Consider the following 13,536-nt stretch of genomic DNA (forward strand, 5'->3'; position numbering starts at 1 on the left):
CCCCGCCCCCACCGCTCTCTTGATCTAACTCGTGTAACCTCGACGGTGGAAGGTGCGACCGCAGGCCCGAACCCACCGCAAGGAGCGTCAAGGGACGTCATGGCAGAAGAAACCCCCGTCCCCGCCTCGATCACGAGCGCCGATGTGGCACGCCTCGCCGGGGTGTCCCGCGCCACCGTCTCCTTCGTGCTCAACGACACCCCGGGCCATCGGGTCAGCGAAAGCACCCGTGCCCGCGTCCTCGACGCTGCCGACCGGCTCGGATACGTCCCGCATGCCGCCGCCCGGTCCCTGCGCGCCGGTCGCAGCAATCTCGTCCTGATGCCCGCCTCGATCTCCGCGATCGGCCGGCTCGTCAGCGACTGGGTCGACGACCTGCACAGCGAACTCGACCGCCGCGGCTACACCGCCGTCCTCCACGCGGGCCGCTTCGCCGACCCCGTCGACGCCGCCCGGGCCTGGGCGGAACTGCGTCCGGCGGCGGTCGTCGCCCTCGACGGGGACCGCCTCACCGCGCAGGCCGCCGAGTTGCTGCGCCGCGCCGGAGTGCGCGGACTGCTCGCCTTCGCGTCCCGTCCGCTGCCCGGTGTGCACACGATCGGCTTCGATCACTCCCGCATCGGCGCCACGGCCGCCGAGCACCTGATCGCCCGCGGCCGGAACCGTATCGGCGTCGTCATGCCCCAGGAGCGTGGCCTCGACGCCTTCGCCCGACCGCGCCTCGCGGGCGCCGAATCGGTCGCCGCACGGCACATGGCCACCGTCACTCCGGTGGAACTCGCCTACACCCGGGAGTCCGCGGCCGCGCTCGCCGGCCGCTGGACGAGCCTGGACCTCGACTCCGTCTTCGCCTACAACGACGAGTACGCCGCACTGCTGCTGCACGCGCTCAAGGCCGAAGGCATCGCCGTGCCGGAGGAGGTCGCGATCGTCGGCTCCGACGACCTCGTGCTTTCGGCGTTCCAGCAGCCCGCGCTCAGCACGATCCGCCTGGACCTGGCTTCACCGGCTCGGATCGCGGACGCCCTGCACGAGCTGATCGAGACCGGTTCGACCGCGCCGATCCCCGCCATAGAGGCCGTACTCGTCCATCGTCAGACCTCCTGAGCGTCCGTCCCGCCAGGGGCTGGGGCCCAGCCCGCTCCGCGGAACCGCCTCCCACCGGACCAGCGGTGGCCGGTGCGCCCGCCGCCGCGGCGGCGAGCTGCTTCATCCATCGACAATGCGGTGGCTCCCGGTCCGTGGGGTTCCACGGGCCGGGAGCCACGGCCGTCGGCTACGGCATCGCGGGTGCGGCGTCCGGGGTGGTCGCGGCCGCCCCCCGGCGGTCGCGTACGGATTCCCGGGCGAGCGCGGGGGCGCAGAGCCACCACGCCAGCAGGCCCGCGCCCGCGCCGGCGGCCGCGCCGGCCGCCGTGTCGGTGAGCCAGTGCGCGTGCAGCCACGTCCGGCTCCACATCATGGCCAGCGTGAACACGGTGCCGCCGAGCCACCAGGCCCGTCGCCGTGCGGCCGGGACCAGCAGTACGCCGACGAGTACGACGAGCAGCGCCGCCCCGGCCGCGTGACCCGACGGGAACGAGCCGTGGTCGACCCGGACCAGCGGGTTCGCCGGCCGTGGCCGGTCCACGAGGTGCTTGAGGCCCTGGACGACGAGCAGATTGCCGGCGAAGTAGACGGCGAGCAGGAAGCCGACCGAGACCCAGCGTCTGCGCAGGAGCAGGAAGAAGAGCAGGGCGAGCGGTACGACGATGCCGAGCGGGCCGCCGAACCAGTTCAGGGCCGCCGCCAGGACGGCGTACGGCCCGTCGTGCGGGCCGCCCATCCAGGCCAGCCATCGGTCGTCCAGCCCCTGGAACGGCGGGTTGGTCGGGTCCGGCCGGATGACGAAGGCCGGCAGCGTGGCGACGCCGAGCAGGAGGAGTCCCGCCATCAGGACCCCCGGGCGCCGGTGCTGGGGCGCCGCGTCGGCGGGCGGTCTCTCGGTGACGGGGGAGGGGGTGACCGGATTGCTGGACATGGCTGCCTCTCGGTGGCGCGGGGTGGGATCCGCGGCCCTGGGGTGCTCGACGTGCCGGAGGGGCCCGGTCGGACCGGGCCCCTCGGCGGAACAGGACTGCGACGGAACGGGGGCGGTTCGTCAGGGGGAAGAGCCGGCAACGGGGAGTGGCCGGGGAAAGCGGGGACAGGGCTCTGGGGAGCCTCAGGCCCCCGCTGCCAGGTGCTTGGCCAGGAACGCGACGCTCTCCGCGACGATCTCCGCGATGTCCGGGGAGCCCAGGAAGATGTGGTCGGCGCCCTCGACGGGACGCAGGGTCACGTCGCCACCCGCCCCCGCCAGGGCCTCGGCGAGTGCCTCGCTCTGGCTGAACGGGACCAGGCCGTCCGTGGTGCCGTGGATCAGCAGGAACGGCGGCGGGGTCGAGTCCTGCGCGTATGTCACCGGGCTCGCGGCGCGGGCCAGCGCCGGGCGCTCCGCCTCGGTGCCGCCGAGCAGGGCGTCGTACGGGTCGGGGAACTCGCCGCCCGGGGGCATTCCCGGCACGGGCCGGCCGGCCAGGGCGGGGAGGTCGGAGACCCCGTACCAGTCGACGACGGCTCGCACACCGGTGTCCCCGGTGCCCACTCCGTGAGCGCCCTCCAGCGCCACGGCCTCGGCGCTGTCCGGGCCGACGAGGCCGGCCAGTGCCGCCAGGTGGCCGCCCGCCGACTCGCCCCAGACGGCTATCCGGTCCGGGTCGATGCCGAGATCGCCCGCGAACCGGCGGACGTACCGGATCGCGGCCTTCACGTCGTGCAGCTGGGCAGGGAACGGGGCTTCGAGGCTGTGCCGGTAGTCGATGGTGACGAGCGCGAGCCCGGCGGCCAGGACCGAACCGTGCAGCAGGGCGGCCGGCACGGTCGGCGGCGGGTAGCGCCGGTCGCCGTCGAGCCAGCCGCCGCCGTGGATCCACACGACTGCGGGGAACGGCCCTTCTCCGGGCGGGACTTGGACGTCGAGGAGCCGGGGGCGGTAGCCGGGAGTGGAGGCGTAGGTGACCCCGTCGAAGCGGCGTACCCCGTGCTCGTCCGTCACCGGAGGTACCGGGGGGTGGTAGGGCGGGGGCGGCCAGGTCATGTCGGCCAGGTCGAGCTCGGCCGGGTGGGATTGCGTCATTGCGGCCCTTCTGCCGGCCCGGGGTTCGTAGCGTTTTGTCCGAAATGCTTGCGCGTGGCGCCCGGGGAGACGTAACGTGTTACACGTGTTATCAAAACTCTAGCGACGCGTTTCCGCTGACGACAAGCCCAGTGGCTGTCTGATTCTCGAGTTAGTTACACGAGTGACCTCGCGGTTGCGTCGCGTGTCCCCCTCTCGGAGCACGTCATGCTCACCGCCATCGCTCATCTCGCAGCCGGCGTTCCGGCCCCTGCTCGTGCTCCGGCCCTGGCCCCGGGTGGCGCGCCTGGCCCCACTCCGGCCTCCGTTTCCACGCGGGCCTTCGTCCGCTGGGTCCCCGAGCCCACCGCCGCGACCGTTCCACTGGTCCGTGCTCGTGTCCGCGCGCTGCTTCAGGGGTGGCGGGTCGCCGCCGATATCGCGGACGCCTTGCTGCTGGCCGTCAGTGAACTCGTCGGCAATGTCGTCCAGCACGCCGCCGAGACCGGACGGATGCGCGTCGGCGTCTCCTGTGGCGCGGGCTGGCTGCGTCTGGAGGTCGCGGACGGAGCGGTCGCCCCGCCCCGGCTGCCCGACCCCGATGTCGAGGTCGATCAGGATGCCGAGGGTGGGCGAGGTCTTCTTCTGGTCCAGCTGTTGGTCGCCGAGGCGGGCGGTGAACTCGCCGTTCTGGTGCACGAGTTGGGCAAGTCCGTGCGGGTGCGGATCCCCCTCGCCTGAGCGGTGCGGGTCCCCCTTGTCTGGGTGGCTCGGGTGTCGCTGCGAGGTTCCAGATATTGCGGAAAGTTGACGGACGCAAAATTATCGAGATACTTGCCCCATCTCCCCGCTGCTCCCTGATCGAGGTGCCGCCCCATGGAGCTCTCCCCTTCGGCACATGCCGATTCCTTCTGCCGCGACCGGCTGCCCGACTTCTCCCTCTGGCCCCAACTCCACTTCGAACTACCGGAGTTGGATTACCCGGACCGGCTCAACTGCGCCCGCAGCCTGCTCGACGAAGCCGTCGAGCGCTGGGGCCCCGACCGTCCCTGTCTGCTGACCCCGACCGAGCGCTGGACCTACGGCGAGCTCCAGCAGCGCGCCGACCAGGTCGCCCAGGTGCTCACCGAGGACCACGGGCTCCGGCCCGGAAACCGCGTTCTGCTGCGAGGCCCCAACAACCCCTGGCTCGTCGCCGCGTGGTTCGGCGTCCTCAAGGCCGGCGGTGTGGCCGTCACCACGATGCCGCTGCTGCGCTCCACCGAACTCGCCGAACTGTGCGAGATCAGCCGCCCGACGGTCGCCGTGTGCGACCACAGATACGTCGCCGAACTCGAGGCGGCCGACCCGCCGGGCCCGCCGGGAAGCCCCGGCCCACCCGGCCTGCCGGTCATCCCGTACGGCGGCCCCGGCGAAGCCGACTTGACCGCCCGCTGCGCCACCAAGGGCGGCCGGTTCATCGCTGTCGAGACCGCCGCCGACGACGTGGCGCTGATCGCCTTCACCTCGGGTACGACGGGGCGCCCCAAGGCGACCCTGCACTTCCACCGGGACGTCCTCGCCAACGCGGACACGTTCTCCCGGCACATCCTCAAACCCCGGCCCGACGACGTCTTCACCGGCACTCCGCCGCTCGCCTTCACCTTCGGCCTCGGCGGGCTCGTGGTCTTCCCCCTGCACGTGGGCGCCGCAACCCTGCTCATCGAGCAGGCCACCCCCGAGCAGCTGGCCGAACTGGTCGCCGCACACGGTGTGACGGTCCTGTTCACCGCGCCCACCGCCTACCGGGCGATCATGGCCGCCGGGGCGACCGGGCGGCTCTCCGGACTCCGCCGCTGCGTCTCCGCCGGAGAACCCCTGCCCGCCTCCGTCTGGGAGGGGTTCCACGCCGCCACGGGCCTGCGCATCATCGACGGCATCGGCGCCACCGAGATGCTGCACGTCTTCATCTCCGCCGCCGACGAGGACATCAGACCCGGCTCCACCGGCCGCCCCGTCCCCGGCTACCACGCCGCCGTGGTCGACGACCAGGGCGATCCGGTACCCGACGGACAGCCCGGACTGCTGGCCGTCACCGGCCCCACCGGCTGCCGCTACCTCTCCGACCAGCGCCAGACGACATACGTCAGGAACGGCTGGAACATCACCGGCGACACCTACATACGGGATGCCGACGGCTACTTCTGGTACGTGGCCCGCAGCGACGACATGATCGTCTCCTCCGGCTACAACATCGCCGGCCCGGAGGTCGAGAAGGCCCTCGCCGCCCACCCGTACGTCGAGGACTGCGGAGTCGTCGGTGCCCCCGACGAGCGGCGCGGCACGGTCGTCAAGGCGTACGTCGTCCTGCGCGACGGCACCCCGTCGGCCGAGGCGACCGTGCGGGAGCTCCAGGCCCACGTCAAGCAGGCCATCGCGCCGTACAAGTACCCGCGGGCCGTCGAGTTCGTCGCGGCTCTCCCGAAGACGGCCAACGGCAAGCTCCAGCGCGGCGAACTGCGCCGACTCGCCCGGGCCGAGGCCCGCGCCGAGGACACACGCGCGGACGGCGGGGGAGTCGGGAGCCCCCGTCAGGAGGGCGGCGGCACCGGTACGGACGGCGTCCGCGTCGAGGCCGCCGGAGCCGACGACGCCGTTCCGGCAGCCGGCGTGGTCGAAGGCGGCTGCGCCGCCGGCGCCCCCGAGGGGCTGGTCCCGAACCTGCCCAGCGTCACCGTCGAGCGCCGCGTCGAATGGCCCGACACCGACGCCGCCGGCCATTACCACCACTCCACCGTCGTCCGCTGGGTCGAAGCGGCCGAGGCCGTGCTGCTGCGGCGCCTCGGCCTGTCCCATCTCTTCGGCAGCACACCCCGCGTCCACTTCGAGGCCGACTACCGCGCCCGGCTCTGGTTCGGCGAGGCCGTCCGCACCGAGCTGCGCGTCACCAAGGTCGGCACGAGCTCCCTGCACTACGCCTTCACCGTCCTCGGCGAGGAGGGTGCGGAGGCCGCCACCGGCCGCATGGTCATCGCCCACTCGGCGGCCCGCGCCACGGGGACCACCCCCTGGCCCGCCGATGTCCGCGAGGTCCTCACGAAGGCGGGCCCGCAGGCCCCCGAGCTGATCCACAGAACCACAGGAGGTACCCCGTGCGCGTAGCAGTCATCGGAGGAGGGCCCGGCGGCCTGTACTTCGCGGCCCTGGCCAAGCAGCTCTCCCCGGACTGGGAGATCACCGTCTGGGAGCGCAACGCCCCCGACGACACGTTCGGCTTCGGAGTCGTCTTCTCCGACGAGACCCTCGACGGCATCGCGACCGCCGACCCGGTCGTCCACGCCGAGATGTCGGCGGAGTTCGCCCGCTGGAGCGACATCGACGTCCGCTACCGGGGGCAGACCCTCACCTCCGGCGGACACGGCTTCGCCGCACTCGGCCGACGGAGCCTGCTGCGGATCCTCCAGGACCGCTGCGCGGCCCTCGCCGTGGACGTCCGCTACCGCACCCAGGCCCCGGCCGCGGACCGACTCGCCACCGAGTACGACCTGGTGGTCGCCTGCGACGGCGTCCGGTCGGCCACCCGCTCCGCCTACGCCGACACCTTCGGCCCCGACCTCGACGAACGCGCCGGCCGTTATATGTGGCTGGGCACCGACAAGGTCTTCGAGGCCTTCACCTTCATCGTCGAGGAGCGCGACTTCGGCACGCTCCAGGTGCATGCCTATCCGTACGACGACACCCGCTCCACCTTCATCGTGGAGCTGGACGAGGACACCTGGCGACGCGCCGGTTTCGCGGACTCCGCCGACCGGGAGTATCCGCCCGGCGCCAGCGACGAGGACGGCATCCGGCGCTGCGAGGAGATCCTCGCCGGGCACCTGGACGGCCACCGCCTCCTGCCCAACAACTCCAAGTGGCTCCGCTTCACGACGGTGCGCAACCGCACCTGGGTGCACGAGAACGTGGTCCTGCTCGGCGACGCCGCGCACACCGCCCACTTCTCCATCGGCTCCGGCACCAAACTCGCGATGGAGGACGCCCTCGCCCTGGCGGCCTGCCTGCACGAGCACCCGGACGACGTTCCGGGCGCACTCGCCGCGTACGAGGACGAGCGCCGGCCGGTCGTGGAGTCCACCCAGCGGGCCGCCCAGGCCAGCCTGGAATGGTTCGAGAACATCGACCGCTACACCGGTCAGGACCCGCACCAGTTCGCCTTCAACCTGCTCACGCGCAGCCGCCGCGTCACCTACGACAACCTGCGCGTCCGCGACGAGGCGTTCACCACCGCGGTCAACACCACCGAGCCCGTACCGCCGATGTTCCGGCCGTTCAGGATCGGCGGACTGCGCCTGCGCAACCGGGTCGTCGTCCCGCCCACCGCCCTCGCCACCTCCCGCGACGGCGTCCCGGGCGACTTCGACCTCGTCCACCTCGGCACCCAGGCCCTCGGCGGGGCCGGCCTCGTCATCGCCGGCATGACCGCCGTGGCCGCCTACGGCCGCCCGGACCCCGGCTGCCCGGGCCTGTGGAACGACGATCAGGAGGCCGCCTGGCGACGCGTCACCGCCTTCGTCCACGGCCAGAGCGACACCTGCCTCGGCATCCAGCTCACCCACGCGGGCCGCCGCTCGGCCGCCGAACCCCTGATCGCCGCCTCCCCACTGCCGTGGGACGAGAGCGGCCCGGTGCCGCGCGAGGCCACCCGCGCCGACATGGACCTGGTCGTACGGGACTTCGTACGTGCGGCCCAGCGCGCCGACCGGGCGGGGTTCGACGCCCTGGAACTCCAGTACGGACACGGGCATCTGCTCTCCGGGTTCCTCTCGCCGCTGACCAACCGGCGCACCGACGAGTACGGCGGCAGCCTGGCCGGACGGTTGCGCTTCCCGCTTGAAGTGCTGCGTGCCGTAAGGGAGTCATGGCCCGCGGGCAAGGCGCTGCTGGTCCGGATATCCGCAGCCGACTGGGCGGAGGGGGGCTTGAGCGAGGCCGACGCCGTGGGCATCGCCCGCGCCCTCGCGGAGGGGGGCGCCGACGCGATCGACGTCTCCACCGGCGAGGTCGTCGCACACGAGCGGCCCCGCTTCGGACGCAGCTACCAGACCCCGTACGCCGATCTGATCCGCAACGCCACCGGGGTCCCGACCATCGCCGTCGGCGCCATCTCCACGTACGACGACGTGAACTCGATCATCCTGGCCGGCCGCGCCGACCTGTGCGGCGTGGGTCGCGCCCAGCTCCACGACCCGCTGTGGACCCTGCATGCGGCCGCCGCCCAGGGCTACCGGGGGCCGGCGGCGCCGTGGGCGGCGTCCTGGAGGGCCGGCAGCGCCCGCCCGCCCGCCGCCCGCACGGACCGCGTACCGCCGCGACTCGAACTCCTGCGGCGACCGGCCGTTCCTGTGCACCAGCGCTGGCTGCCGCGTCCGGCCAGGGCCGAAGCGCCTGCGGCCTGCGTGGCCGGGGCACCCGCCGAAGCCGCCCATGCCGCCGTGCCCGCCGAAGCCTCCGCCGCCTCCCACGCCCGATGAAAGGGGACGCCTCCATGCCACAACCGCCACCGACCCTGGACACCCTGCCTCGTTTCACGGCCGCAGCCGTCCAGGCCGCGCCCGTCTACCTCGACCCCGCCGCCACCGTCGACAAGGCCGTCGCCCTGATCGCCGAGGCGGCCGGGAACGGCGCCCGACTGGTCGTGTTCCCCGAGGTGTTCGTCCCCGGATACCCGTACTGGAACTGGACGATGAACCCGGTCCAGGGATCACCCTGGTTCGAGCGACTCCAGCGCGCCTCCGTCGACATTCCCGGCCCGCACGTCGACGCCCTGCGCGCGGCGGCCCGTCAGTACGGGGTGGTCCTCGTCATCGGGGTCAACGAGCGCGCCGCCCACAGCCTCGGGGTCCTCTACAACACCCTGCTCACCATCGGACCCGACGGTGAACTTCTCGGTGTGCACCGCAAGTTGGTGCCCACCTGGGCGGAGAAGCTCACCTGGACCGGCGGCGACGGCAGCTCGTTGCGCGTTCACCGGACCCCTGTCGGCCCGCTCGGCGCACTCGCCTGCGGCGAGAACACCAACACGCTGGCCCGGTTCACCCTCCTCGCACAGGGCGAACTCGTCCACGCCTCCTGCTACATCGCGCTGCCCGTCGCCCCGGCCGACTACGACATGGCCGACGCGATCGCCGTTCGGACCGCCGCCCACAGCTTCGAGGGCAAGGTCTTCTCCGTCGTCGCCTGTTCCACCGTCTCCCCGGAGATCGTCGACACCCTCGCCGGGGACGACGACGAACTCCGCGCCCTCTTCCAGCGGCCGCGCAGCGCCCTCTCCGGCATCTTCGGCCCCGACGGCCGCCCCGTCACCGAACCGCTCGTCGACGACGAGGGCATCGTCTACGGCGAGATCGACCTCGGCCGCTGCATCCAGCCCAAGCAGATGCACGACATCACCGGCCACTACAACCGCTTCGACATCTTCCGCCTCGAAGTCGACAACACCCCGCGCCCGCCCGTCACCTTCACCGCGCCGCCGGCCGGGCCCCTGACCGCCACCGCACCTGAGGAGGACGCATGACCATCGAGCAGGACGACACCATGCTCGGCCGCGCCCGGGTCTCCGACACCCCCGAACTCACCGCGTACTACGGCGAACTCGAAGCCCTGGACGCCGGCGCCCTGTGGACCGTCGCCAACGACATCGAGCCCTGGTACCCGCAGCCCAAGTCCGTGCCCGTGCTGTGGCGTTACGAGGAACTGCGCCCCCTCGTCCACAAGGCTCTCGGCCTCGTCAAGGCCGACGACGCGGGCCGCCGTGTCGTCATGCTGGTCAACCCCGGGCGCAAGGACGTCAGCGCCGCCGCCGGACTCCTCTACACCGGCCTGCAGATCATGGGCCCGGGGGAGGCCATGACCGCCCACCGGCACCAGGCCGCCGCCCTGCGCTTCGTCCACGAGGGCACCGGCGCCTGGACCATCGTCGACGGCCAGAAGCTCAAGGTCGGCCCGCGCGACTTCGCGATCACCCCGAACGGCACCTGGCACGAGCACGGCAACGACGGGACCGACGCCCCGGTGATCTGGCAGGACGGCCTGGACATCCCACTGGTGAACGCCCTGGACGCCGGGTTCTACGAGGTGCACCCCGAGCTCTACCAGACTCCGGGGAAGGTCGTGAACTCCTCCGTCCTCACCTACTCGGGCATCCTCCTGCCGTACGGGGCGGAGAAGTGGAACCGGCCCTACTCGCCGCTGCTCGCCTACCCGTGGGAGCCGACCTACGAGGCCCTGCGCGGCCTCGCCGAGGCGACCGAGGGCTCTCCGTACGACGGGGTCATCGCCGAGTACACCAACCCGGTCACCGGCGGCTCGGTGATGCCGACCATGGGCGCCCACATGCAGCTGCTGCGCCCCGGACAGGCCACCGCGGCCCACCGGCACACCGGCTCGGTGATCTACACCGTCGCCAAGGGCCGGGGCGCCTCGGTCATCGCCGGACGACGCTTCGAGTGGACCGAAGGGGACATCTTCTGCGTCCCGTCCTGGGCCTGGCACGAGCACCACAACCTCGACGCGTCCGACGACGCCTGCCTCTTCTCCTTCGACGACTTCCCCGTCATGCGCTCGCTCGGCTTCCACCGCGAAGAGGCGTACCCCGACAACGGCGGCCACCAGCCCGTCATCACCGCCTGACCCACCAGGAGCCCCACATGCGTCTGCTGACCTTCACCCCTGCCACCGGTGGCACACCGCGGCCGGGCGTCGAGACCGACGGCCCCGTCCTCGACCTCACCGCCCTCGCCGACCACGCGGGCACCGCGCTCCCGCACGACCTGCTGGGCCTGGTCCAGGCCGGCCCGGCCGCCCTGGACGCCGTGCGCCGGCTGCTCGAAGGGGACCGCCCGGCCCACGCCGTCCACCCGACAGGGGAGATCCGACTCGGCGCCCCCTTCCGCCCCGGCAAGATCATCGGGGTCGGGCTCAACTACGTCGAGCACGTCGAGGAGTCCAGCCGCAGTCTCGACACCGACAAGGAACTCCCGCCCCGCCCAGTCCTGTTCAGCAAGCCCGCCACCGCAGTCACCGGCCCTGGCGCGCCGATCCTGCACAACGCCGACCTCACGACCCGGCTCGACTGGGAGTGCGAACTCGCCGTCGTCATCGGCCGCACCGCCTTCCGGGTGAGCGAGGAGGACGCGTACGACCACATCTTCGGCTTCAGCATCGTCAACGACATCAGCGCCCGCGACCAGCGCCGCTCCGGGCAGTGGTTCTTCTCCAAGGGGCAGGACTCCTACGCGCCCTTCGGCCCGGTCGTCGTCACCACCGACGAGATCCCGGACCCCATGGACCTGGACCTCTCGCTGCGCGTCAACGGCGTCACCAAGCAGAAGTCCAACACCCGGCACATGCTCTTCCCCATCGCCCGCCTGATCGCCGACATCAGCTCCGGAGTGACCCTGGAGCCGGGCGACGTCATCGCCACGGGTTCGCCGTCCGGAGTGGGGGCCGGCATGGTCCCGCCCGAGTTCCTCGCGCCCGGTGACACGGTGGAGGCGACGGTCGAGCGGATCGGAACCCTGACCAACCCGGTGGTCGACGCCCGCTGACCCTCCCGCCCCCGATCCACTGCCCGCCCCACGCCGCTGCCCCGTACCCATCCCCGTACGAGAACCGAGGAGCACCAGTGCCACCACCCCGCGACCACCGCACCTACCGCATCGGCCAGATCGTGCCGAGCTCCAACGTCACCATGGAAACCGAGGTCCCCGCGATCCTGCGCGCCCGTGAGGCCGTCGCGCCGCACGAGCGGTTCACGTTCCACTCCAGCCGGATGCGCATGACCCACGTGACTCCCGAGCAGCTCAAGGCGATGGACGCCGACTCCGACCGCTGTGCCGTGGAACTCTCCGACGCGCGCGTCGACGTACTCGGTTACGCCTGCCTCGTCGCCATCATGAGCATGGGGCCGGGCTACCACCGGGTCTCCGAGGAGCGGCTGCACCTGCGCACCGTCGAGAACGGCGCCCCCGCCCCCGTCGTCACCAGCGCGGGCGCGCTCGTCCACGGGCTGAACACCATCGGCGCCAAGAAGATCGCGCTGCTCGCCCCGTACATGCGACCCCTCACGCGGACCGTCGTGGACTACCTCACCCGGGAGGGCGTCGAAGTCCTCGACCACCAGGCCCTGGAGATCCCGAACAATCTGGACGTCGCCGCCCACGACCCGGCCAGGCTGCCCGGACTCGCCCGCGCGCTGGACTACGCGGAGGCCGACGCGGTCGTCCTCTCCGCCTGTGTCCAGATGCCCTCCCTCGGCGTCATCGAGGAAGCCGAACAGCTTCTGGGCAAGCCCGTCGTGTCGGCGGCCGTGTGCACCGCCCACCAGATGCTGCGCGCCCTGGACCTGCCGGCCGTGGCTCCCGGGGCCGGGCACCTGTTGTCGGGGGCGTACGCCTGACCGGACCGGGCCTGGAGGGGGCCCCGATATGATCGCGACCGCGTACAACGGAAGGCGATCATGTCGGACAGCCCCCTCAGGCCCAGCTCGTTGATCAACACGGTCTACGGGGCGTTCCTGCGCCGCCTCGGCGGCTGGATCTCCATCGCGGACCTGATCACGCTGATGGGGGAGCTGGACGTCGACGGCCCGGCGGTGCGCTCGGCGATCTCCCGGCTGAAGAAGCGGGGAGTCCTCGAACCGGAGCGCCGAGGCGCCACCGGCTACCGGCTCAGCCCGACCGTCCTGCCCGTATTCGACGAGGGCGACCGCCGGATCTTCGCCAGCCTGGAACCCGCCGACCTGGCGGACGGCTGGGCCATGGCCGTGTTCTCCGTACCCGAGTCGGAACGGTCCCACCGCTACCAGCTACGCACCCGCCTGACCTGGCTCGGCTTCGGCAACATCGCCCCGGGCGTGTGGCTTGCGCCGGGCCGGCTGCTGGAGGACGCCCGGAGCATGCTCGTTCGCCTGGGCCTCAGCGACTACGTCCACCTGTTCGCCGCCGAGTACGCGGCCTTCAGCGACCTGCCGGGCACGGTGAGCTCGTGGTGGGACTTCCCGGCGATCCAGAAGCAGTACGCGGAGTTCACCGACACCTACGCACCGGTGGCCGCCCACCTGGCGACGAACGGAACGCAACCCGAACCCGCCGAAGCCTTCCGCCACTACGTTCCCCTGCTCACCCAGTGGCGTCGCCTCCCGTACCTGGACCCGGGCCTGCCCACCGAACTGCTCCCCACGGACTGGAACGCGGTGGCAGCCCGTCAAGTCTTCCAGCAGCTGCACGGAATCCTGCTCGCCCCGAGCCTGCGGCACGTGGGCGAGGTCACGGGGCTGCGAGCCTGAGGGCTCCGGATACTCGCCCACCTGGCGTCGCCTCCGCGCCGAGCGTCGCCGCGGAGGCGGACGTCCCGGCGAGCGG

The 13,536-nt window shown here is 72.2% G+C and carries 11 protein-coding genes and 1 pseudogene; 10 read left to right on the plus strand and 2 right to left on the minus strand.

Annotated elements, in window-relative coordinates:
* The first annotated feature begins 99 nt into the window (after nucleotides 1-99).
* Nucleotides 100-1,107 (plus strand): LacI family DNA-binding transcriptional regulator, encoded by a 1,008-nt coding sequence (locus tag ACFQ7Q_RS29680; RefSeq protein ID WP_383560325.1) that lies wholly within the window; start codon nucleotides 100-102, stop codon nucleotides 1,105-1,107.
* A gap of 169 nt (nucleotides 1,108-1,276) precedes the next feature.
* Here the strand turns inward: ACFQ7Q_RS29680 and ACFQ7Q_RS29685 are convergent, their stop codons facing one another.
* Nucleotides 1,277-2,020, minus strand: a complete 744-nt coding sequence (locus tag ACFQ7Q_RS29685; RefSeq protein WP_383560327.1) for a phosphatase PAP2 family protein — start codon at nucleotides 2,018-2,020, stop codon at nucleotides 1,277-1,279.
* 183 nt (nucleotides 2,021-2,203) lie between these two features.
* Nucleotides 2,204-3,157, minus strand: coding sequence for an alpha/beta hydrolase fold domain-containing protein (locus tag ACFQ7Q_RS29690; RefSeq protein WP_383560329.1), 954 nt, complete (start codon nucleotides 3,155-3,157; stop codon nucleotides 2,204-2,206).
* Nucleotides 3,158-3,364: 207 nt separating this feature from the next.
* On the opposite strand from ACFQ7Q_RS29690, the gene ACFQ7Q_RS29695 reads away from it, so the two are divergent.
* The 9 genes and pseudogenes from ACFQ7Q_RS29695 (at nucleotide 3,365) to ACFQ7Q_RS29735 (ending at nucleotide 13,460) form a co-directional block, all read left to right on the plus strand.
* The gene (locus ACFQ7Q_RS29695) at nucleotides 3,365-3,877 is read left to right on the plus strand and encodes an ATP-binding protein (protein ID WP_383560331.1); all 513 of its coding nucleotides are present in this window, start codon (nucleotides 3,365-3,367) and stop codon (nucleotides 3,875-3,877) included.
* A gap of 135 nt (nucleotides 3,878-4,012) precedes the next feature.
* Nucleotides 4,013-5,647, plus strand: a pseudogene (locus tag ACFQ7Q_RS29700) (AMP-binding protein); the annotation flags it as partial.
* Nucleotides 5,633-6,277 carry an acyl-CoA thioesterase gene (locus tag ACFQ7Q_RS29705; protein ID WP_383560361.1) on the plus strand — a complete coding sequence of 215 codons (645 nt, stop codon included), beginning with the start codon at nucleotides 5,633-5,635 and terminating at the stop codon, nucleotides 6,275-6,277. The pseudogene ACFQ7Q_RS29700 and the gene ACFQ7Q_RS29705, both read left to right, overlap by 15 nt.
* A complete protein-coding gene (locus ACFQ7Q_RS29710) occupies nucleotides 6,268-8,646 on the plus strand; it encodes an FAD-dependent monooxygenase (RefSeq protein WP_383560333.1) in 2,379 nt (792 codons plus the stop codon). The genes ACFQ7Q_RS29705 and ACFQ7Q_RS29710 overlap by 10 nt, the downstream gene beginning before the upstream one ends.
* A gap of 14 nt (nucleotides 8,647-8,660) precedes the next feature.
* Nucleotides 8,661-9,689, plus strand: coding sequence for a carbon-nitrogen hydrolase family protein (locus ACFQ7Q_RS29715; protein WP_383560335.1), 1,029 nt, complete (start codon nucleotides 8,661-8,663; stop codon nucleotides 9,687-9,689).
* Nucleotides 9,686-10,804, plus strand: coding sequence for a cupin domain-containing protein (locus tag ACFQ7Q_RS29720; RefSeq protein WP_383560337.1), 1,119 nt, complete (start codon nucleotides 9,686-9,688; stop codon nucleotides 10,802-10,804). Before ACFQ7Q_RS29715 ends, ACFQ7Q_RS29720 begins: the two co-directional genes overlap by 4 nt.
* 17 nt (nucleotides 10,805-10,821) lie before the next feature.
* Nucleotides 10,822-11,721 carry a fumarylacetoacetate hydrolase family protein gene (locus tag ACFQ7Q_RS29725; protein WP_383560339.1) on the plus strand — a complete coding sequence of 300 codons (900 nt, stop codon included), beginning with the start codon at nucleotides 10,822-10,824 and terminating at the stop codon, nucleotides 11,719-11,721.
* Between the two features lie 143 nt (nucleotides 11,722-11,864).
* Nucleotides 11,865-12,572, plus strand: a complete 708-nt coding sequence (locus ACFQ7Q_RS29730; protein ID WP_383560362.1) for an Asp/Glu racemase — start codon at nucleotides 11,865-11,867, stop codon at nucleotides 12,570-12,572.
* A 60-nt stretch (nucleotides 12,573-12,632) separates the two neighbouring features.
* A complete protein-coding gene (locus ACFQ7Q_RS29735) occupies nucleotides 12,633-13,460 on the plus strand; it encodes a PaaX family transcriptional regulator C-terminal domain-containing protein (RefSeq protein ID WP_383560341.1) in 828 nt (275 codons plus the stop codon).
* Nucleotides 13,461-13,536: the final 76 nt, after the last annotated feature.

Origin of the sequence: Streptomyces sp. NPDC056527, assembly GCF_042794475.1 — a bacterium.
Lineage (GTDB): Bacteria > Actinomycetota > Actinomycetes > Streptomycetales > Streptomycetaceae > Streptomyces.

Coding starts and splice junctions, on each gene's coding strand:
- ACFQ7Q_RS29680 (WP_383560325.1), top strand. CDS start 100: ATGGCAGAAGAAACCCCCGTCCCCGCCTCGATCACGAGCGCCGATGTG.
- ACFQ7Q_RS29685 (WP_383560327.1), bottom strand. CDS start 2,020: ATGTCCAGCAATCCGGTCACCCCCTCCCCCGTCACCGAGAGACCGCCC.
- ACFQ7Q_RS29690 (WP_383560329.1), bottom strand. CDS start 3,157: ATGACGCAATCCCACCCGGCCGAGCTCGACCTGGCCGACATGACCTGG.
- ACFQ7Q_RS29695 (WP_383560331.1), top strand. CDS start 3,365: ATGCTCACCGCCATCGCTCATCTCGCAGCCGGCGTTCCGGCCCCTGCT.
- ACFQ7Q_RS29715 (WP_383560335.1), top strand. CDS start 8,661: ATGCCACAACCGCCACCGACCCTGGACACCCTGCCTCGTTTCACGGCC.
- ACFQ7Q_RS29720 (WP_383560337.1), top strand. CDS start 9,686: ATGACCATCGAGCAGGACGACACCATGCTCGGCCGCGCCCGGGTCTCC.
- ACFQ7Q_RS29725 (WP_383560339.1), top strand. CDS start 10,822: ATGCGTCTGCTGACCTTCACCCCTGCCACCGGTGGCACACCGCGGCCG.
- ACFQ7Q_RS29730 (WP_383560362.1), top strand. CDS start 11,865: ATGGAAACCGAGGTCCCCGCGATCCTGCGCGCCCGTGAGGCCGTCGCG.
- ACFQ7Q_RS29735 (WP_383560341.1), top strand. CDS start 12,633: ATGTCGGACAGCCCCCTCAGGCCCAGCTCGTTGATCAACACGGTCTAC.